Source organism: Massilia pinisoli, from assembly GCF_024753285.1.
GTDB lineage: Bacteria > Pseudomonadota > Gammaproteobacteria > Burkholderiales > Burkholderiaceae_D > Telluria > Telluria pinisoli.
Window position 1 is genome coordinate 92,612 of the sequence record NZ_JANUGW010000019.1, and the last position, 19,447, is coordinate 112,058.

A 19,447-nucleotide genomic window follows, 5' to 3' on the forward strand; every position below is an offset into this window, starting at 1 on the left:
AGGAGACACGATGACGAGCACGCGAACGATGGTCTTCGTCGCCGGATGCCTGCTGGCCTGTGCGGCCCAGCCGGCCCAGGTGACGGCGCCGGTGACAGTCACGGGTGGACGAATCGTCGGCACCAAGGCCGGCGACGTGAACACATTCCTCGGCGTGCCGTTCGCCGCGCCGCCGGTGGGTAACTTGCGCTGGCGCGCGCCGCAACCGGTCGTGCCGTGGCAGGGCGTGACGGCCGCGCACGCGTTCGCGCCCGCCTGCGCGCAGACGGCGCCCTGGGTGTCGAACCCGAAGAGCGAGGACTGCCTGTACCTCAACGTGTGGACGCCCGCGCAGAAGCCTGCGCAGAAGCTGCCCGTCATCGTCTGGATCCACGGCGGCGGTTTCTATGGTGGCACGGCCGCGATGCCGATGTTCGACGGCGCTGCGCTGGCGCGGCGCGGGGTCGTCGTCGTCACGCTCAACTACCGTCTCGGCATCTTCGGCTTCTTCGCCCACCCGGAGCTGACGGCGGAGTCGCCGGACAAGGCATCGGGCAACCAGGCCATCGAAGACCAGATCGCCGCGCTGCGCTGGGTGAAGGACAATATCGCGGCGTTCGGCGGCGACCCGGCGCGCGTCACGATCATGGGCGAGTCGGCGGGTGGCGAGTCCGTCGCGATCCTCGTCGCGTCGCCGCTGGCGCATGGCCTTTTCCAGCGTGCGATCTCGGAGAGCGGCAACGACGGCGTGCCGATGGACGCCAGCGAGAACGCGCCGTTCGACCGCAAGGCCGCGGAAGCCGAAGGGCTCGCGTTCGCGAAGGCCGCCGGCGCCGCGCACCTGGCCGACCTGCGCGCGCTCCCGGTCGCGGCGCTGCAGAAGCCGGCGTGGGCACCGCATCCGATCGTCGACGGCCACGTGCTGCGCGAAGACCTGACGACGACGTATCGCAACCACCGCCAGAACGACGTCCCGCTGCTGGCCGGCTGGAACGCGGAAGAGGGCAAGGACCTGGCGCCGGAACTCGTCGGCACCGACAAGTTCACGGCCGCGAGCCACCGCGCGCTCGTCGCCAAGTTGCTGGGCCACGCGCCGTCGGCCGCCGTGCTGGCCGCGTATCCGGGCGCGACGGACGCGCAAGCCAAGGCATCCATCGAGCAGCTGACGAACGATTGGTGGGGCTGGCGCATGACGCACTGGGCCGGCCTGCAGGCGCGCTACGGCCGCGCGAAACCGTACGTCTATTATTTCGCGCACCGGCCCACCGAGCCCGTGACGCCTTGCGGCTACGGTTGCGGCGCGGGCCACGGCGCCGAGATCCAGTACGTGTTCGACCACCTCGGCCAGGATGCGCGGCCCTGGTCCGCGTACGACCGCAGCCTCGCCGCGCGGCTCGCCGACACGTGGGCCACGTTCGCGCGCACGGGCGATCCGAACGGGAAGGGCTTGCCGGCGTGGCCCGCGTTCGACGGCAACGCATCGACCATCCTGCGCATCGGCGACGACGCCGACCTGCGCGCGCGCGGCAAGCTGCCGGACTTCTCGCTGTTCGGGCCGGAGGCCGGACGCTGACGTCCGTTGCACGCCGCGGCGGCTAAACAGCGGCCGATTCCTGGCGAGGCATTGCGTTTCGCGCACGGGCTTTGTATAACCGAGGGACGTGAACCCATCGTCCCGACAGGATGCATTGCCCATGCGATTCGATCGACACCTGCTCGCCGCCGCGTGCGCGGCCTTCGTATTGACCCACGCGCACGCGGCGCCGCGCACGGTCGGCGCCGTCGTGCGCACCGTGCCGTCCGCGGACGGCGCGGATCTCACCTTGTCCAGCGGCGCGCGCGTGCACGTCGGCTTCGTCACTCCCGACGTCGTGCGCGTGCGGATGGCGCCCACGGGCAGCTTCGGTCCGGACGTCTCGTACGCCATCGGCGGCACGCCACCCGCGTCCACGGCGACGGTGACGCCGGGCGACGCCAACGTGGAATTGCGCTCGGCGACGGGCACGCGCGTCGTGATCGCGACGAAGCCCGACCTGGCGATCGCCGTGTACGACGGTGCCGGCCGCCGCGTCGTCGCGGACGACCCGGCCCGTCCGATGACGTTCAACCCGGACGACGGCGCCGTCGAGACGTCGATGCGCCGCGACGACTTCGAGCTGTATTACGGCTTCGGCGAAAAGACGATGCCCCTGTCGCGGCACCAGCAAGCGATGGCGATGTGGAACTCCGACGTGCCCGACTACCCGGCGGGCCACGATCCGTCCTACGAATCGATCCCGTTCTTCATCGCCCTGCACGATGGCCGCAGCTACGGCGTGTTCTTCAACAATACGCGGCGCAGCTGGTTCGACATGGGGAAGACGGCGCCGCACCGCTACAGCTTCGGCGCCGACGGCGGCGAGCTGGATTACTACGTTTTCACCGGCGGCGCCGCGCGCACGCCCGCGAACGTCCTGCGCGACTACACGGCGCTGACGGGACGCGGCGCCTTGCCGCCCTTGTGGGCGCTGGGCTACCAGCAATCGCGCTGGTCGTACAAGACGCAGGAACAAGTGCTGGACGTCGCCCGCGGATTCCGCCGGCGCCACATCCCGGCCGACGTCATCTACCTCGACATCGACCACATGGACGGCTTCCGCGTGTTCACGTGGAACCGCACGACGTTCCCCGATCCGACAGGGATGCTGGCGCGGCTGCATGGCGACGGCTTCCACGCCGTGACGATCGTCGACCCCGGCATCAAGGTCGACGACCACTACCCGATCTACCGCAGCGGCCGCGAGCAGGGCGTCTATGTGCGCAATGCGGACGGCAGCGAACTGCACGCGAAGGTCTGGCCCGGCATCTGCGCCTTCCCCGACTTCACTCTGCCTGCCGCGCGCACGTGGTTCGGCAGCTTGTACCAGGCGCCGCTCGACGTCGGCGTCGACGGCTTCTGGAACGACATGAACGAACCCGGTGTGTTCGCCCCGGACGGATTCGACAAACCCGAGATCAGCCTGGGCCCGCAGAAGACGTTCCCGCTCGACGCCCACCACGCGGGCGACGGCCAGCCCGGCACGCACGCGCAATACCACAACGTGTACGGCATGCAGATGGCGCGCGCCAGCTTCGAGGGCTTGCGCAGCCTGCGTCCGGACAAGCGCCCGCTGGTGCTCACGCGCGCCGGGTTCGCCGGCGTGCAGCGCTACGCGGCCGTCTGGACCGGCGATAACTCGCCGACGTGGACGCATCTCGCACTGACGATCCCGATGCTGACGAACCTGTCCGTGTCCGGCGTGCCGTTCGTCGGCGCCGACGTGGGCGGTTTCATGGGCAGCCCGGGCGCGGAACTGCACACGCGCTGGCTGCAGGCGGCGGCATTGACGCCGTACTTCCGCACGCACTCGAACGACGTCTCCGCGCCGCGCGAACCGTGGGCGTTCGGCGCCGCGCATGAGCGCGTCAACCGCGCCACGATCGAGCTGCGCTACCGGCTGCTGCCTTACCTGTACACGCTGTTCGCCGACAACGAGCAGTCCGGCCTGCCGCCGATGCGGCCGTTGTGGTTCGCGTATCCGCGCGACACGCGCGCGAGCCTCGTCGACGACCAGTTCCTGGCCGGCGGCGACCTGCTGGTGGCGCCCGTGCTGCACGAGGGCCAGACGACGCGCGACGTCTATTTCCCGCAGGGCGATGCGTGGATCGACTGGTGGGACGGCACGCGGCACGCGGGCGGCACGTCGGCGCGGGTGGCCGCGCCGCTGGACCGGCTGCCGCTGTTCATCCGCGCCGGCGCCGTCGTGCCCACTGCGCCCGTCGTGCAGCACACGGGCGAGTTGAAGAACGTCCCGCTGACGCTCGTCGTCGCGGCGGGCGCCGGCGGCGGCCACGTGTTCCAGGACGCGGGCGATGGATACGGTTATCGCGACGAGGCATCACGCATGATCGCCGCGACGGCGGACGACCATGGCGTGCGGCTGGACATCCCGGCCAACCGGGGCTGGCAGAAGGTGGGCGCCGTCGAATTCACGGGGCTCGCGGCCGCACCGGCCAACGTCCGCATCGACGGCAAGCCCGCGCGCGACGTGCGCTTCGATGCGGCCACGCACCGCCTGCGCGTGCCGCTGCCCGACGAACACGTGAAGCGGATCGACTTCTAGCCGCGCAGCTGCGCCGGCGTGAGCCCCAGCAGCCGGCGCAGGCTGCGCGCCATATGGCTCGGATGCGCAAAGCCGGCTTCCAGCGCGATCTCCGTATTGCTCTTGCGCCCTTCGAGCAGCCGGAGGCGCGCCCGCTCCACGCGGCGCTCCAGCACGAAGCGGTGGACCGGCATGCCCGTCGCCTGCTTGAACAGAGCCTTGAAGTGCGACGGGCTGAATGCCGCGACGGCCGCCAGTTCGGCCAGCGTGAGGTCCTGGTCGAGGTGCGCGTCGATGTATTCGATCACGTGGCGCAGCCGCCAGGCGGGCAACGCCCGCGCGGGCGCGGGCGTCATTGCCCGGCCGCGCGACTGCAGGGCGACGAGACGCACCGCGAGCGCCGACGCGAGGCTGTCGGCGAACAGCCTGCCGCCCGGGTAGGCGTCGTGGCCTTCCGCCTGCATCATCCAGCCGATGCGTTCGATGTGCGGGTCGCGGATGTGGATCGCGGGCGCGAGGTCGAACGTGCACGACCCGAGGCCCATCTCTTCGGCCGTCGCGCGCAGGTGCGCGGGCGCGAGGCGCAGCAGCAAGGACGTCGCCGGCTTCGACACGGTCCAGCGCGTGCTCGAACCGCCCGGCACGACGCAGAACTGGCCATGCAGCCGCATGCCGTCCCGCTCGACCCGGCCGGCCCGGTACGACACGGGAACGGGCGTGCCGAGGTGCAGGCACAGCACGTGGCGCGCATCCACGGGCGAATCGAACAGGCCGGGCGGGACGGGCGACGTCAGCACGTCGAGCAGCGGCAGGCCTTTGTCGCGCAGGTCCGGCAGCAGCGCGGTGGATGGGCTGGGATAGCAGGAGGGACGGTCGATCATCGCAAGGCTCCGGGCTGGCGTTCCATGAATGTACAGGAAATCATCCGCCTGTGTCCGCGACCGGCCGCCGGTGCGCGCCGGGCCGCGAACCCGTTGCTAGCATCCTTGCATGCACAACCCATCCAAGGAGACGCTTGATGAAACGTAGGGATTTCTTGCTGGTGACCGGTGTGGCGCTTGGGGCCACGGTTGCGATGAATGCGGCGGCGCAGCCGGCCGCGCCGACCGATGCGAACGCGTACCGCCGGATGCGGCGCACCGCCGACCTGCCGTGCGGCCGCATCGCGTACGCCGAGCGCGGGCAGGGCGAGGCCGCGTTGTTCCTGCACGGCGCACCACTCAACGGCTTCCAGTGGCGCGGCGCGCTCGACCGCCTCGCGCCGTACCGCCGCTGCATCGCGCCGGACTTCATGGGCCTCGGCTATTCGCAGGTGCCGGAACGTCAGTCCGTGGCGCCCGCCGCGCAGGTGGCGATGCTGGCGGACCTGCTTGATGCGCTGCACGTGGGACAGGTCGACATCGTCGCGTCGGACAGCGGCGGCGCCGTCGCGCAGCTATTCCTCGTCCGCCATCCGGACCGCGTGCGCACCTTGCTGCTGACGAACTGCGACGCGGAGCCGAACAGCCCGCCGCCGATGATCAAGCCGGTGCTGGACATGGCGAATGCGGGCACCCTGGCCGATGACACGGCCAGGTGGCTGACGGACAAGAACCTGGCGCGCTCCACGTTCGGCGCGGCCGTGTACCACGACCCGGCGGGCCTCACGGACGCGAACATCGAGTACTACGTCACGCCGATGGTGAGCACGCCGCTGCGGCGCAAGCAGTACCACGACTTCCACAAGGCGCTGGCGCCGAATCCGCTCGCGGGCATCGAGGCGGCGCTCCGGCGCAGCACGGTGCCGGTGCGGATGGTGTGGGGAGCGAGCGACAAGATTTTCCCCGTCGCGGATGCGGTCTACCTGGACCGCGTCTTCCCGCGCTCGCAGGGCATCCGCCAGGTGCCCGAGGGGAAGCTGTTTTTCCAGGAGGAGTTTCCTGACGTGATCGCGGAAGAGGCGCGGCGGTTGTGGGGTGTGGGCTAAAGAGGGGAAACAAAAACGCCGACCTGCGTAGATCGGCGTTGTGCGGTTCAGCCCTTGGCCTTGCGGGCCCCGTCCGCTTTTTCCGCGGTCCCTGCCGTCGCGCCGGCTCCGGATGGCGACATCCAGTGCTTCCACTGCGCGACATTGTCGAAGAACTGGGTCGGCGTCAGCTGGAACAGGGACAGCAGGGACATCGCGGTCAAGAACAGGCCGGCAAACGACAGCAGGTAGCCGCGGCGCTTGTCGGCTTTGTCCTCGCGTGCCTTCTGTTTTCCGAGTGCCTGCTTTTCCAGCGCCCTCAACGCGGCTTCCTCGGTCTGCCGCTGCGCGTCGTCCGCAGCCGTCTGCTTTTCCCGCTGGTCGCTCAGCAATGCCGCGACGCCCGACAGTTGCTGGGTCAATTCCTCGCTCAGCACTTTGAGGTGATAGTGTTCGCACAAGACCTTCCACGCCGCAAACAGCTCATGGCGGTCGACCAGGACCGGCAGCGTGAAATAGTACGCGGCGTTGAAACGCAGGATATTCTCGTACAGCGCGATCGTTTCGTCGGTCCGGTTGTCCCGCACGCTTTTCGTGGTGTCGGCCATGCAGGTCTTGAAGACCTCGATGTAGGCAAGTGCCAAGGCCTGGCACAGCACGATGCGTTTGAACTGGTCGTTGTCGCCAGAAAAATAGGCAAAACCGTCGCGATCGACCAGCAGCGTGCGGTCCGCGGACAGTCGCACGCCTTTGGCAAAGGTGAGGGTGTTCGCATTCTTCCGCAGGAATAGAGACGCGTCAGGTAGCAGCCCGGCGTCATTCTTTGCATCTTTACCGTTGTCGCACCAACAGGCCCGTCCGAGAATCTTCCCCGCCACGTCGTCACTGAATTCCACATACAGCGTCTTCGCGAACGCAGAACCAATGAAAAACCTGAGCTGCCAGATCTTGCCGTCGCCCGACGTCAGGAACTCCGACGTGTCCATGATGGGGGCCGTGAAAAAAGCAATGTTCCCGTTGATCTGGAGCGGGCTGGGTGCGTTGATTGTCCTGTTGTGGAGGTGGATAAAGGCTGGCATCAAGTATTCTTGGCTCAATAGAAACCATGGATTTTACGGATTCCCATGGGAAACAGTCTCACCAATTGTCTCGATGCAGGCAGAAAAACGCCACCCAAAGGTGGCGCTCAGCCTTGACTTTATTTGGATGCAGCCGCCGCCCTGGCCCGCGCGACGTGCAGTTTCCTGTAGCTGTCGATCAGGCGATGGTGCCGGTCGAGACCTTCCAGCTTCATGCTCGTCGGCGTCAGCCCGTGGAAGCGCACGCTGCCGTCGATGGAGCCCAGTACCGCGTCCATCCGCGCATTGCCATACATGCGGCGGAAATTGACGACGTAGTCGTCCAGTTCCAGGTCGTCGTCGAGCACCACTTCCAGCACGACGTTCATCGCCTGATAAAACAGTTTGCGCTCGACGGTATTGTCGTTGTACTGCAGGAAGGCGCCCACCAGATCGTGCGCGTCTTCGAATTGCTTCAACGCGAGGTGGATCAGCAGCTTCAATTCGAGCACGGTCAGCTGGCCCCATTCCGTGTTCTCGTCGAATTCGATGCCGATCAGCGACGCGATGTCGGAATACTCGTCCAGCTCATTGTTTTCCAGGCGATCGAGCAGTGCCGCCAGGGCGTCGTCGTCCAGGCGATGCAGGTTCAGGATATCTTCACGGAACAGCAGTGCCTTGTTGGTGTTGTCCCAGACCAGGTCTTCGACCGGATAGATTTCCGAATAGCCGGGTACGAGGATCCGGCAGGCGACGGCACCCAAGTGGTCGTACACCGCCATGTACACTTCCTTGTCCATCTCTTCGAGAATGCCGAGCAGGGTCGCCGCTTCCTGTTCGTTGGCATCGGCGCCCTGGGCGGAAAAATCCCACTCGACGAAATCGTAATCGGCCTTGGCGCTGAAGAACCGCCACGACACGACACCGCTGGAATCGATGAAATGCTCGACGAAGTTATAGGGCTCCGTCACGGCGTTGCTGGCAAAGGTCGGCTGGGGCAAATCGTTCAGGCCTTCGAAGCTGCGGCCTTGCATCAGCTCCGTCAGGCTCCGTTCCAGCGCCACCTCGAAGCTCGGGTGCGCACCGAACGACGCAAAGACGCCGCCCGTCTTCGGGTTCATCAACGTGACGCACATGACCGGATAGGAGCCGCCCAGCGACGCATCCTTCACCAGCACGGGGAAACCCTGTTCTTCCAGGCCCTGGATGCCGGCCAGGATGCCCGGGTATTTCGCCAGCACCTCGTGCGGCACATCGGGCAGGGCGAGCTCGCCTTCGAGGATTTCGCGTTTGACCGCGCGCTCGAAGATCTCGGACAGGCACTGCACCTGCGCTTCGGCCAGCGTATTCCCGGCGCTCATGCCATTGCTGGCGTACAGGTTTTCGATGAGGTTCGACGGAAAATAGACGACCTCACCGTCCGAATGCCGCACGTACGGCAGCGACACGATGCCGCGCTCCACATTGCCCGAGTTCGTGTCGATCAGGTGCGAGCCGCGCAATTCGCCTTCGGGATCGTAAATGCCCAGGCAGTACTCGTCGAGAATGGCCGCCGGCAGCGCATCGTCGGGGCCGGGCTGGAACCAGCGCTCGTCCGGGTAATGCACGAACGGGGCGTTGGCGATGTCCTCGCCCCAGAAGGCGCCGGCATAGAAGTGGTTATTGCTCAGGCGTTCGATGTACTCGCCCAGCGCGGACGCCAGCGCGCTTTCCTTCGTCGACCCTTTGCCGTTCGTGAAACACATCGGCGAATGGGCATCGCGGATATGCAGCGACCAGACGTTCGGCACGATATTGCGCCACGACGCGATTTCGATCTTGATGCCCAGGCCCGCCAGCAAGCCGGACATATTCGCGATCGTTTGCTCCAGCGGCAGGTCCTTGCCCGGAATATAGGTCTGCGCGCCGGCATCGGGCTGCAACGTCAGCAATGCCTGCGCATCGGCGTCCAGGTTCTCGACTTCTTCGATGACGAATTCCGGCCCCGTCTGCACCACTTTTTTAACCGTGCAGCGGTCGATGGAGCGCAGGATGCCCTGGCGGTCCTTGTCGGAAATATCCGGCGGCAGCTCGACCTGGATCTTGAAAATCTGCTGGTAACGGTTTTCCGGGTCGACGATATTATTCTGCGACAGGCGGATGTTTTCGGTCGGAATATTGCGGGTGTCGCAATACAGTTTCACGAAATAAGCCGCGCACAACGCCGACGACGCCAGGAAATAATCGAACGGGCCGGGCGCCGAGCCATCGCCTTTGTAGCGGATCGGCTGGTCAGCGATCACCGTGAAATCATCGAACTTCGCTTCGAGGCGGAGCTTGTCGAGAAAATTGACTTTAATTTCCATGGAGATTTCCAAATAGGAAGCTGACGGGATGTTGGGCGATGACGCTGACGACAGGGCGGAACCGAATGCAGATTCGGACGCTGAAAGCAGAAACGCCAACCAATAATGGTCGGCGTCGCGTGAAACATGTTCTTGGTGGCCCGGGGCGGAATCGAACCACCGACACAAGGATTTTCAATCCTCTGCTCTACCAACTGAGCTACCAGGCCAAAGGAGGCATGATTATAGCGACGGGTTTGCGAAGCTGCAAGTCCTGTCGAGCAAATTCGTGCGCCGGCAGGGCGCCGTGCCCGTCCCGTTCACCGGAAAGCGGGGTACGGTGAAGCGTCTATAATGTGTGTCATGAGCACACAGACCACTTCTTCCGCACATCATCGCAACGTCGCTCGCCGCAGCGACGTTTGTATCGTCGGCAATGGCGCGATCGCCAAGACGGCGGCGCTGGGGCTGTCCCAGGCCGGGCACAGCGTCACCTTGCTGGTGCCGCCCGCGCGTCCGGATGCGCCCGAGGCGGCGGCCGGCGGCGAGAAGCCGTGGGACGTGCGCGTCTATGCGCTGAACCATACGGCGCACACGCTGCTGTCGTCGGTGAAAGTGTGGGGCGCGCTCGACATGGCGCGCGTGGCCCCCGTCGACGCGATGGACGTGCACGGCGATGGCGCGCAGGGCGGCCATCTCGGGTTCGACGCGTTCGGTGCCCATGCCGGTGCGCTCGCGTGGATCGTCGAGGACAGCAACCTGAACCAGGCGCTCGACGCCGCGTTGCGTTTCGCCCAGAACGTCGAGACCGTGACGGGACGCGCCTGCCGCATCGTGAATGGCAGCGACAACGTCGAGGTCGAGCTGGAAGACGGCAAGGTGCTCGCGGCCCAGCTGCTGCTCGGCGCCGACGGCCGCGATTCCTGGGTGCGCGGGCAGTGCGACATCGGCATCGATTACCGCTCGTACCACCAGCGCGGGATCGTCGCGAATTTCGCCTGCGAAAAGCCACACCACAACGTCGCCCATCAATGGTTCACTTGCAAGGACGGCATCATCGCGCTGCTGCCGCTGCCGGGCGACAAGGTGTCGCTCGTGTGGTCCGCGCCGGACACGCTGGCCGATACCATCATGGGCGAATCGCTGGGCGAGCTGGCGATCCGCCTGGGCGAGTATTCGGAAGAAAAACTGGGGCTGCTGAAGCCCCTGCAGCCGGAAGACGTCAAGGCAATCCCGCTGGCGCTCGTGCGCCCGCACGCGATCACGGCGCCGCGCGTGGCGCTCGTCGGCGATGCCGCGCACGCCGTGCATCCGCTGGCGGGCCACGGCATGAACCTGGGGTTCGCGGACGTCGTCGCGCTGCTCGACACGATCGCCGCGCGCGACGCCCACCAGGGCATCGGCGACGAGCGCGTGCTCGCGCGCTACGCGCGCGCGCGCAAGGAAGATGTCTTGCTGATGCAACTCGCGACGGATGGTCTTGAGCGTTTGTTCGGCGCAAATCTGGAACCCGTGCGCGTAGTTCGCAATTTCGGATTAAACTTGCTGGATAAGTTGCCCGTGGTCAAGCGACGGCTGATCGCCCATGCAATGGGCAGGTAACGTGCCAAATCTTTAAGGAATACATTCATGGGTAAAACGAAGCTCGCCGTCCTGCTGGCGACCGGCTTGATCACGTCGTGCGTCGGCGCGCAGAACTCGGTCGAGGCGACCATCAAGAAGTCGCTCGAACCGCGCCTGGGCGGCGCGAAGATCGAGTCGGTCAAGGAAACGCCTTACGCCGGCCTGTACGAAGTGCGCGTCGCCGGCGACATCCTGTACACGGACAAGAAGGGCGAATACCTGGTCATCGGCCACGTCTACGATGCGAAGTCCACGCGCGACCTGACGCGCGAGCGCATCGACGACATCAACAAGATCAAGTTCTCCGACCTGCCGCTGAACGACGCCATCAAGCAGGTCAAGGGCAACGGCAAGCGCGTGATCGCCGTGTTCGAAGACCCGAACTGCGGCTACTGCAAGCGCCTGCGCCAGACGACGCTGAAGGACATGGACAACGTGACGATCTACACGTTCCTGTACAACATCCTGTCGCCGGACTCGTTCGAGAAGTCGAAGAACGTCTGGTGCTCGCCGGACCGGGCGAAGGCGTGGGACGACTGGATGATCAACGGCAAGCCGGCAGCGGCCGCACCCGCGAACTGCGAAGCACCGAACGAGAAGGTGCTGGCACTGGGCCAGAAGCTGCACATCACGGGCACGCCGGCCATCTTCTTCTCGGACGGCACGCGGATCCCAGGTGCGGTCGACCAGAAAACGCTGGAAGCCAAGCTGGCTTCCCTCAAGCAGTAAGCGAAGCCCGGCACCGCCGGGCTTTTTTTGCCGACCCAAAACAAGGGAGAAGACATGGTCTCACTGAACATCAACGGGCGCGACGTCCAGGTCGACGCCGATCCCTCCACACCCATCCTGTGGACGCTGCGCGACAACCTGAACATGACCGGCACCAAGTTCGGCTGCGGCGCCGCCCTGTGCGGCGCGTGCACCGTGCACCTGGACGGCCAGGCGATCCGTTCCTGCGTCACCCCGATCTCGGCCGCGGCCGGCCACAAGATCACCACGATCGAGGCGATGGAATCGGACAAGGTGGGCAAGGCCGTGCAGGACGCCTGGGTCAAGCACGACGTCCCGCAGTGCGGCTATTGCCAGAGCGGCCAGGTGATGAGCGCCACCGCGCTGCTGCGCGTGAACAAGAAGCCGACGGACACCGACATCGACAACGCCATGAGCGGCAACATCTGCCGCTGCGGCACCTATCAACGCATCCGCGCGGCCATCAAGGATGCCGCCAAGACCCTGGCATAAGGAGGCCGCATGCGACTCGACCTGATGAAGCATGCCGGACCAATCGGGCTGTCCCGCCGCGGCTTCCTGAAAGCGGGCACCGCGGCCACGGGCGGCCTCGTGCTGGGCTTCGTGCTGCCCGCCGGCGGCCGCCTCGCGCGCGCCGCCGACGCCGCCAAGCCGACCGTCTACGCGCCGAACGCCTTCCTGCGCGTGGCGCCGGACAACACGGTGACGGTGATCGTCAACCGCCTGGAATTCGGCCAGGGCGTCCACACGGGGCTGCCGATGGTTATCGCGGACGAGCTGGACGCCGACTGGAGCCAGATGCGCGCCGAGCTGGCCCCGGCCGCCGACGTGTACAAGGACCCCGTGTTCGGCATCCAGATCACGGGCGGCTCGGGCACGATCGCCCACTCGTTCACGCAATACCGCGAAGTGGGCGCCCGCGCCCGCGCGATGCTCGTCGCCGCGGCGGCGCAGCAGTGGAAGGTCGACCCGTCCCAGTGCCGCACGGCGAAGGGCATCGTCTACGGTCCGGCGGGCCGCAAGGCGACCTATGGTGCGCTGGCCGACGCCGCGAAGGCGCAACCGGTGCCGGAGACCGTCACGCTGAAGGACCAGAAGGCGTTCCGCTACATCGGCAAGCCGATGCCGCGCCTCGATGCGCGCGCCAAGTCGACGGGCCGCCAGCAGTTCGGCCTCGACGTCAAGCCGGCCGGCACGAAGGTCGCGGTCGTCGCGCACCCGCCCGTGTTCGGCGCGAAGGTGGCGAAATTCGATGCATCGAAAGCGCAGGCCGTGCGCGGTGTGATCGCCGTGCTGGAAGTGCCGGTGGACCGGGGCGGCAGCGGCGTGGCCGTCGTCGCCGACGGCTACTGGCCCGCGAAGCAGGCGCGCGACCTGCTCGCCATCCAGTGGGACACGAGCGCCGTCGAGAAGGTCGACAGCGCCAAGCAGCTGGCGCAATTCGTGGACCTGTCGAAAACGCCGGGCACCGTCGCGCGCAAGGCCGACACGTCGAAGCTGGCCGGTGCGCCCAAGAAGATCTCCGCGGTCTACGAATTCCCGTACCTGGCACACGCGCCGATGGAACCGATCAACTGCACGGTCGATTTGAAGGACGATGCGTGCACGTTGTGGGTCGGCTCGCAATTTCAGACCATCGACCAGGCGGCGGCCGCCGCGGTGGTCGGCATGAAGCCCGAGCAGGTCACGCTGAACACGATGATGGCGGGCGGCGGCTTCGGCCGGCGCGCGACGCCCACGTCCGACTTCATCGTGGAAGCCGTCCGCGTCGCCAAGGCGTACAAGGCGGCGGGCCATGCGGGCCCCGTGAAACTGATCTGGAGCCGCGAGGACGACATCCGCGGCGGCTACTACCGCCCGTCGCACGTGCACCGCGCCGACATTGGCCTGGACGCCGCCGGCAACATCGTCGCGTGGGACCACGTGATCGTCGGCCAGTCGATCATCACCGGCACGACGTTCGAACCGTTCATGATCAAGAACGGCATCGACAGCACGATGGTCGAGGGCATGGGCGAGCCGTACGACGTGCCGCTGAACCTGACGGCGCATGCCGCCAAGGCCAACGTGCCCGTGCTGTGGTGGCGCTCCGTCGGCTCCACGCACACGGCGTTCGTGATGGAGACCTTGATCGACGAGGCGGCACATGCGGCCGGCCAGGACCCGGTCGCGTACCGCAAGAAGCTGATCGACGCGAAGCACGTGCGCCATCACGCGGCGCTGGACCTCGCCGTGGCGAAGTCCGGCTACGGCAAGAAGGCGTTGCCGAAAGGGCGCGCGTACGGCGTGGCGCTGCACGAGTCGTTCAACACGGTCGTCGCCTACGTCGTCGAGGCGTCCATCGTGGACGGCAACCCGAAGCTGCACAAGGTCACCGCGTCCGTGCACTGCAACCTGCCCGTGAATCCGATGTCGATCGAGGCGCAGGTCCAGGGCGCGGCGCTGATGGGCCTCGGTACCACGTTGCCGGGTGCGCGCATCACGCTGAAGGACGGCGTCGTCGAACAGCAGAACTTCAACGACTACACGGTGGCGCGCATGAACGACATGCCGCAGATCGACGTGTTCATCGTCCCGTCGCAGGATGCGCCGACGGGTATCGGCGAGCCGGGCCTGCCGCCGCTGGCGCCGGCGCTGGCCAATGCCGTGTTCCAGCTGACCGGCAAGCGCTTGCGCAAGCTGCCGTTCGACCTGGCGTCGGCCTGACCGTGGACGCCGCCGCGCCGGCCGGCATCCTGCTGGCCGCCGGGCGCGGGCGGCGGTTCGACCCCGCCGGGCTGCGCAACAAGCTGCTGCAGCGGCTGGCGGACGGCGAGCCCGTCGTCGTGGCCAGTGCGCGCAAGCTGCTGGCCGCCGTGCCGCGCGTCGTGGCCGTCGTCGCGCCGGACGACGGGGGCGTGGGCGCCCGTTTGTCCGCGCTCGGTTGCGAGGTCACGGTCTGTCATGACGCCGACAGCGGCATGGCGGCATCGCTCACGCATGCGATCCGCCACACGCTCGCGCGGGCACCGGCGCCGCGGGCGTGGCTCGTGGCATTGGGCGACATGCCGTACGTCGATCCGGCCACATTGCACGTGCTGGCCGCCGCCCTGGCGGGCGGCGCGGACATCGTGGCACCCGTGCAGGATGGCCGGCGCGGCAATCCCGTCGGCTTCGGCGCCGTCCATCTGGACGCGCTGCTCGCCTTGCGCGGCGACGCGGGCGCGCGCCGCCTGCTGCAGGCGTGTCCCGTGACGGACATCGCGGTGCGCGACCCGGGCATCTTCCGCGACGTCGACACCCCGGCGGACCTGTCGGAACCGTAGCACGACCGTGTGAACACCCTCATTTCTGAAAAATCCGATTACACTACGGCGCATCGGAGAGAGATTGTTCACGTCATATGAAAAAAGCACCCCAGAAGCCGCCGCCGGCCATCCTGTACACGATCGTCCCCAAGGACCTGGCCGGACACCTGTTCAACGTCACCGTCACCGTGGCCGAACCTAGCCTGGACGGGCAGGTGTTCACGCTGCCGGCCTGGATCCCGGGCAGCTACATGATCCGCGAATTCGCCCGCAACATCGTGCGCATCCGCGCGGAGGCCGGCGGGCAGGCGGTGCGGCTGACGAAGCTGGACAAGCATAGCTGGCAGGCCGCCCCTGTCGCCGGGCCGCTGACGGTGCATTGCGAAATCTACGCGTGGGACCTGTCCGTGCGCGCCGCCCACCTGGACCAGACGCACGGCTTCTTCAACGGCACGAGCGTGTTCCTGCGCGTCGTCGGCCAGGAGGCGCGGCCGCACCTCGTCGACATCCAGCGTCCTGCGGAGCCCACCGCGCGCAACTGGCGCGTCGCCACGTCGCTGCCGGAAGCGGGCGCCAAGCGCTACGGCTTCGGCACCTACCTCGCGGCCGACTACGACGACCTCGTCGACCACCCCGTCGAGATGGGCGACTTCGCGCTCGGGGGCTTCACGGCGCACGGCATCCGCCACGACATCGTGATCACGGGCCGCGTGCCGAACCTCGACATGGCGCGCCTGGAAAAAGACCTGAAAGCCATCTGCGACACGCAGATCGCGTTCTTCGAGCCGAAGACCAAGAAGGCACCGATGGACCGCTACGTGTTCCTGACGATGGCCGTCGGCGACGGCTACGGCGGCCTGGAACACCGCGCGTCGACGGCGCTGATCTGTTCCCGCACCGACCTCCCGACGACGGCCGCGCCGAAGACGGCCGAGCCGAACGAGGGCTATACCAAGTTCCTGGGCCTGTGCAGCCACGAGTACTTCCACACCTGGAACGTCAAGCGCATCAAGCCGTCCGTGTTCGCGCCGTACGACCTGCAGACCGAGAACTACACGCCGCTGCTGTGGCTCTTCGAAGGTTTTACCAGTTATTACGACGACCTGATGCTCGTCCGCAGCGGCATCATCAGCGAGGCGACGTATTTCAAGCTGCTGGGCAAGACGGTCGGCAGCGTCCTGCGCGGCACGGGCCGCACGAAGCAGAGCATCGCCGATTCCAGCTTCGACGCGTGGAGCAAGTACTACCGCCAGGACGAGAACGCGCCGAACGCTATCATCAGCTACTACACGAAGGGTTCCCTCGTCGGCCTCGCGTTCGACCTGACGATCCGCGCGAAGACGGACGGCGCAAAGTCGCTCGACGACGTCATGCTCGCCCTGTGGGACCGCTACGGCCGCGATTTCTACAGCGGCGGCGCGCGCGGCGTGACGGAGCAGGAAGTGGAAAGCCTGTTCGACGAGGTGAGCGGCGTGCGTTTGAAAACCATCTTCGACCGCTACATCCGCGGCACGGAAGACATCCCGCTGGCCAAGCTGTACGCGCCGTTCAGCGTGAAGGTGACGGAAGAGCGCAAGAACGCGAAGCCATCGCTGGACGCGGGCATCGGCCGTGACGCCGGCGGTGCCAAGCTGACGCAGGTCCACGAGGGCGGCGCCGCGCACCAGGCGGGCCTGTCGGCGGGCGACGTGCTGATCGCCGTGGACGGCCTGCGCGTGAACGGCAACCCGTCCAACCTTGACCAGCTGCTCGCGCGCTACCGCGTGGACGACACGGTCACCGTGCACGCGTTCCGCCGCGACGAGCTGATGACGTTCGACGTGACCTTGCAGGGCGACCGCGTGCCGTGCGTGCAGATCAGCGTCGCGCCAGGCGCGCGCAAGGGCCCGGCGGTGAAGCGGCCGAGCGCGAGTTAAGCCGGCAGGTACGACCGCAGCAAGTCGAAATCGATCGGTTTCGTCAGGTGGCGGTCGAACCCGGCCGCGAACGCGCGTTCGCGGTCTTTCTGCTGTCCCCAGCCCGTCGTCGCGATCAAGGTCATCCCGGCGCTTGACGGCAGCAGGCGTACCCGGCGCGCCAGTTCGTAGCCGTTCATGTCCGGCAGGCCGATGTCGAGCAGCGCCACGGCCGGCGCGAAGCCGGGCAGCATTTCCAATGCACGGGCGGCCGTCGCCGCCGTCCGGACGTCGCAGCCGTGCAGTTCCAATGTCATCGCCAGCGTCTCGGCGGCATCCTCGTTGTCATCGACGACGAGCACGCGCACCTGCGCCGGCGCTGCATCGGCGACCGGCGTCGCGGGCGCCGGTGCGCACGTGCTGCCTTGCGCCAGCGGCAGGCGGATCGTGAACGTGCTGCCGAGGCCCGGTCCGGCGCTGTCCGCATGCACGCTGCCGTCATGCAGCTCGACGATGCCGCGCACGAGCGCGAGGCCGATACCGAGGCCGCCCTTCGAGCGCTCCAGCGCCGGCTCCAACTGGGAAAACATGTCGAACACGGTGGCGAGGGCCGAGGCGGGCAGGCCGATGCCGTTGTCGCGCACGGCGATCTCGGCCCAGCCGTCCGTGCACGACAGGCGCAATTCGATCGTGCCGCCGTCCGGCGTGTACTTGGCCGCGTTGGTCAGCAGGTTGATGACGACCTGCGCCAGCCGCGTCGCATCGCCGTCGACGATCACGGGCGGCTCGGCGATGGACATGCGCAGCGTGTGGCGCGCCGCTTCCATCGTCGCCGCGAGGTCGTGGGCGGCGCCCTGCACGAGGGCCGTCAATTCGACGGGCGCGCTGCGCAGCTGCATGCATCCCTGCGTGATGCGCGAGACTTCCATCAGGTCGTCGACGAGCCGCGTCAGGTGGCGCAACTGCCGGTCGAACGCCTGCAGCAGGCGCTGGTCCTTACCGTGGCCGAACTTGAGCTTGAGGACGTCGAGCGCGCTGCGCATCGGCGCGAGCGGGTTGCGCAATTCGTGCGACAACGTGGCGAGGAATTCGTCCTTGCGGCGGTCGGCCGCGGACAGCTGCGCGTTCAGCTTCTGCAGCTCGGCTTCGGCGCTGCGGCGCGCGTCCAGCGCCGCTTCCGCCGTCTTGCGTGCCGCCAGCAGTTCACGTTCGTAGGCGCGCCGGTCGGACGCCCTGAACAGGGCCCAGTGATCGACCATGCCGTCCTCGTGCGGGCGCCGGCTGATGTTGATGAGCACGGGCACGCGTTCCTGGTGCCGGTTGCGCAAGTCGACCTGGATTTCGGCCACGGAACCCTGCGCCTGCAGGATCGGCTGGCAATGCGTGTGGTAGAACAGGCGCGCGCCGACGGGCAGCAGGTCGTGCATGCGCAGCTTGCCGACGAGTTCCTCTTCCGTGTAGCCGAGCCACGTGCATGCCGTGCCGTTCGCCCGCAGGATGACGCCGTCGGCCGCCGTCAGCAACAGGGCGCAGGCGGCATGGTCGAACAGGATGTCGCCGGTCGGCGCAGTGGGCACGGGACGTCAGCGCAGGGCGTGCGCGAGGAAGTTGTCGATGGCGTGCGAACTCGCCGTGGGCGCGCTCATGTGCGGGCAGTGGCCGACGTTCTCGATGATCTGCAAGGTGCTGTTCGGCAGGTGCCGGTGCAGGAAGTCGCCCACCGTGCGCGGCGCCACGAGGTCGTCGCTGCATTGCAGGATCAGTGCGGGCACGGTGGACCGGGGCACGTCGGCACGATGGTCGGACAGGAACGTCACGCGCGCGAAGTGCTTGGCGATCTCGGGATCGTTGCGGCAAAAGCTGTCGGTCAGCTCCGCGCGCAGCTCGGGCCGATCGGGCACGCCCATGATGGCGGGTGCGAGACTGCTCGACCAGCCGAGGTAGTTGGCGTCCATGGTCTCGAGCAGCTCGTCGATGTCTTCCCGGCTGAATCCGCCGACGTAATCGCCGTCGTTGATGTAGCAGGGCGACGGGCCGACCATCACCTGTGCGACGAATTTTTCCGGCGCCTGGATCGTGGCCAGCATGCCGATCATCGTGCTGACGGAATGGCCGACGAAGACGACGGGGCCCGTCGCGCATTCGTCGATGATCTCGAGCAGGTCGTCCGCATAGCCTTGCAGTGTGCCGTATTTGGTGCGGTCGTACGCGGACAGGTCGGAACCGCCGCTGCCGACGAGGTCGAACGAGATCGTCCGGAACCGGTCTTCGTAGGCAGGCGCGAGGAAACGCCACATGGTCTGGTCGCAACCGAAGCCGTGGGCGAATACCATCGTCGCCGGGCCGTTGCCGGCCAGCCGGATGTTGTTTCTGCGTTGCACTGTCGGCATGTTTGTAAAGAGTGTGAAATGTAACTCACGATTATAGCCACATTAATGCTGAGCGGACGCACGCCTGGCGGACCG

At 67.0% G+C, this 19,447-nt stretch carries 14 protein-coding genes and 1 tRNA gene; 9 read left to right on the forward strand and 6 right to left on the reverse strand.

Going from position 1 to position 19,447, the window contains the following annotated elements; all coding sequences use genetic code 11:
* The first annotated feature begins 10 nt into the window (after window positions 1-10).
* Both NX784_RS21810 and NX784_RS21815 read left to right on the forward strand, forming a co-directional pair.
* Window positions 11-1,552: a carboxylesterase/lipase family protein gene (locus NX784_RS21810; protein ID WP_258818796.1), complete on the forward strand. Its 1,542-nt coding sequence runs from the start codon at window positions 11-13 to the stop codon at window positions 1,550-1,552.
* A 121-nt stretch (window positions 1,553-1,673) separates the two neighbouring features.
* Window positions 1,674-4,121 (forward strand): glycoside hydrolase family 31 protein, encoded by a 2,448-nt coding sequence (locus NX784_RS21815; protein WP_258818797.1) that lies wholly within the window; start codon window positions 1,674-1,676, stop codon window positions 4,119-4,121.
* On the opposite strand, the gene NX784_RS21820 is transcribed toward NX784_RS21815, so the two are convergent.
* Window positions 4,118-4,981 (reverse strand): helix-turn-helix domain-containing protein, encoded by an 864-nt coding sequence (locus NX784_RS21820; RefSeq protein ID WP_258818798.1) that lies wholly within the window; start codon window positions 4,979-4,981, stop codon window positions 4,118-4,120. The genes NX784_RS21815 and NX784_RS21820 overlap by 4 nt on opposite strands.
* Window positions 4,982-5,118: 137 nt before the next feature.
* Between NX784_RS21820 and NX784_RS21825 the strand changes: the two genes are divergently transcribed.
* Complete coding sequence (locus tag NX784_RS21825; RefSeq protein ID WP_258818799.1) at window positions 5,119-6,066, forward strand: alpha/beta fold hydrolase; 948 nt, start codon at window positions 5,119-5,121, stop codon at window positions 6,064-6,066.
* A 47-nt stretch (window positions 6,067-6,113) separates the two neighbouring features.
* Here the strand turns inward: NX784_RS21825 and NX784_RS21830 are convergent, their stop codons facing one another.
* From NX784_RS21830 to NX784_RS21840, 3 genes are all read right to left on the reverse strand, one after another.
* Window positions 6,114-7,124 carry a hypothetical protein gene (locus tag NX784_RS21830; RefSeq protein ID WP_258818800.1) on the reverse strand — a complete coding sequence of 337 codons (1,011 nt, stop codon included), beginning with the start codon at window positions 7,122-7,124 and terminating at the stop codon, window positions 6,114-6,116.
* Window positions 7,125-7,243: 119 nt separating this feature from the next.
* The gene (locus tag NX784_RS21835) at window positions 7,244-9,448 is read right to left on the reverse strand and encodes an OsmC domain/YcaO domain-containing protein (RefSeq protein ID WP_258818801.1); all 2,205 of its coding nucleotides are present in this window, start codon (window positions 9,446-9,448) and stop codon (window positions 7,244-7,246) included.
* 133 nt (window positions 9,449-9,581) lie between these two features.
* Window positions 9,582-9,657: transfer RNA gene (locus tag NX784_RS21840), tRNA-Phe, on the reverse strand.
* 133 nt (window positions 9,658-9,790) lie between these two features.
* Between NX784_RS21840 and NX784_RS21845 the strand changes: the two genes are divergently transcribed.
* The 6 genes from NX784_RS21845 to NX784_RS21870 all read left to right on the forward strand — a co-directional run bounded on the left by NX784_RS21845 (window position 9,791) and on the right by NX784_RS21870 (window position 17,003).
* The gene (locus NX784_RS21845) at window positions 9,791-11,029 is read left to right on the forward strand and encodes an FAD-dependent monooxygenase (RefSeq protein WP_258818802.1); all 1,239 of its coding nucleotides are present in this window, start codon (window positions 9,791-9,793) and stop codon (window positions 11,027-11,029) included.
* A gap of 27 nt (window positions 11,030-11,056) precedes the next feature.
* Complete coding sequence (locus NX784_RS21850; RefSeq protein ID WP_258818803.1) at window positions 11,057-11,779, forward strand: DsbC family protein; 723 nt, start codon at window positions 11,057-11,059, stop codon at window positions 11,777-11,779.
* Between the two features lie 54 nt (window positions 11,780-11,833).
* The gene (locus NX784_RS21855; RefSeq protein WP_258818804.1) at window positions 11,834-12,292 is read left to right on the forward strand and encodes a (2Fe-2S)-binding protein; all 459 of its coding nucleotides are present in this window, start codon (window positions 11,834-11,836) and stop codon (window positions 12,290-12,292) included.
* 9 nt (window positions 12,293-12,301) lie between these two features.
* A complete protein-coding gene (locus NX784_RS21860; RefSeq protein WP_258818805.1) occupies window positions 12,302-14,506 on the forward strand; it encodes a xanthine dehydrogenase family protein molybdopterin-binding subunit in 2,205 nt (734 codons plus the stop codon).
* A 2-nt stretch (window positions 14,507-14,508) separates the two neighbouring features.
* Window positions 14,509-15,105, forward strand: a complete 597-nt coding sequence (locus NX784_RS21865; protein WP_258818806.1) for a nucleotidyltransferase family protein — start codon at window positions 14,509-14,511, stop codon at window positions 15,103-15,105.
* A 77-nt stretch (window positions 15,106-15,182) separates the two neighbouring features.
* Window positions 15,183-17,003 carry a M61 family metallopeptidase gene (locus NX784_RS21870; protein WP_258818807.1) on the forward strand — a complete coding sequence of 607 codons (1,821 nt, stop codon included), beginning with the start codon at window positions 15,183-15,185 and terminating at the stop codon, window positions 17,001-17,003.
* On the opposite strand, the gene NX784_RS21875 is transcribed toward NX784_RS21870, so the two are convergent.
* Window positions 17,000-18,559 (reverse strand): hybrid sensor histidine kinase/response regulator, encoded by a 1,560-nt coding sequence (locus NX784_RS21875; RefSeq protein WP_258818808.1) that lies wholly within the window; start codon window positions 18,557-18,559, stop codon window positions 17,000-17,002. The genes NX784_RS21870 and NX784_RS21875 overlap by 4 nt on opposite strands.
* Before the next feature lie 6 nt (window positions 18,560-18,565).
* On the reverse strand, window positions 18,566-19,372 hold the full coding sequence (locus NX784_RS21880) for an alpha/beta fold hydrolase (RefSeq protein WP_258818809.1): 807 nt from the start codon (window positions 19,370-19,372) through the stop codon (window positions 18,566-18,568).
* Window positions 19,373-19,447: the final 75 nt, after the last annotated feature.

Coding starts and splice junctions, on each gene's coding strand:
- NX784_RS21820 (WP_258818798.1), bottom strand. CDS start 4,981: ATGATCGACCGTCCCTCCTGCTATCCCAGCCCATCCACCGCGCTGCTG.
- NX784_RS21810 (WP_258818796.1), top strand. CDS start 11: ATGACGAGCACGCGAACGATGGTCTTCGTCGCCGGATGCCTGCTGGCC.
- NX784_RS21830 (WP_258818800.1), bottom strand. CDS start 7,124: ATGCCAGCCTTTATCCACCTCCACAACAGGACAATCAACGCACCCAGC.
- NX784_RS21825 (WP_258818799.1), top strand. CDS start 5,119: ATGAAACGTAGGGATTTCTTGCTGGTGACCGGTGTGGCGCTTGGGGCC.
- NX784_RS21850 (WP_258818803.1), top strand. CDS start 11,057: ATGGGTAAAACGAAGCTCGCCGTCCTGCTGGCGACCGGCTTGATCACG.
- NX784_RS21860 (WP_258818805.1), top strand. CDS start 12,302: ATGCGACTCGACCTGATGAAGCATGCCGGACCAATCGGGCTGTCCCGC.
- NX784_RS21870 (WP_258818807.1), top strand. CDS start 15,183: ATGAAAAAAGCACCCCAGAAGCCGCCGCCGGCCATCCTGTACACGATC.
- NX784_RS21835 (WP_258818801.1), bottom strand. CDS start 9,448: ATGGAAATTAAAGTCAATTTTCTCGACAAGCTCCGCCTCGAAGCGAAG.
- NX784_RS21880 (WP_258818809.1), bottom strand. CDS start 19,372: ATGCCGACAGTGCAACGCAGAAACAACATCCGGCTGGCCGGCAACGGC.
- NX784_RS21815 (WP_258818797.1), top strand. CDS start 1,674: ATGCGATTCGATCGACACCTGCTCGCCGCCGCGTGCGCGGCCTTCGTA.
- NX784_RS21855 (WP_258818804.1), top strand. CDS start 11,834: ATGGTCTCACTGAACATCAACGGGCGCGACGTCCAGGTCGACGCCGAT.
- NX784_RS21845 (WP_258818802.1), top strand. CDS start 9,791: ATGAGCACACAGACCACTTCTTCCGCACATCATCGCAACGTCGCTCGC.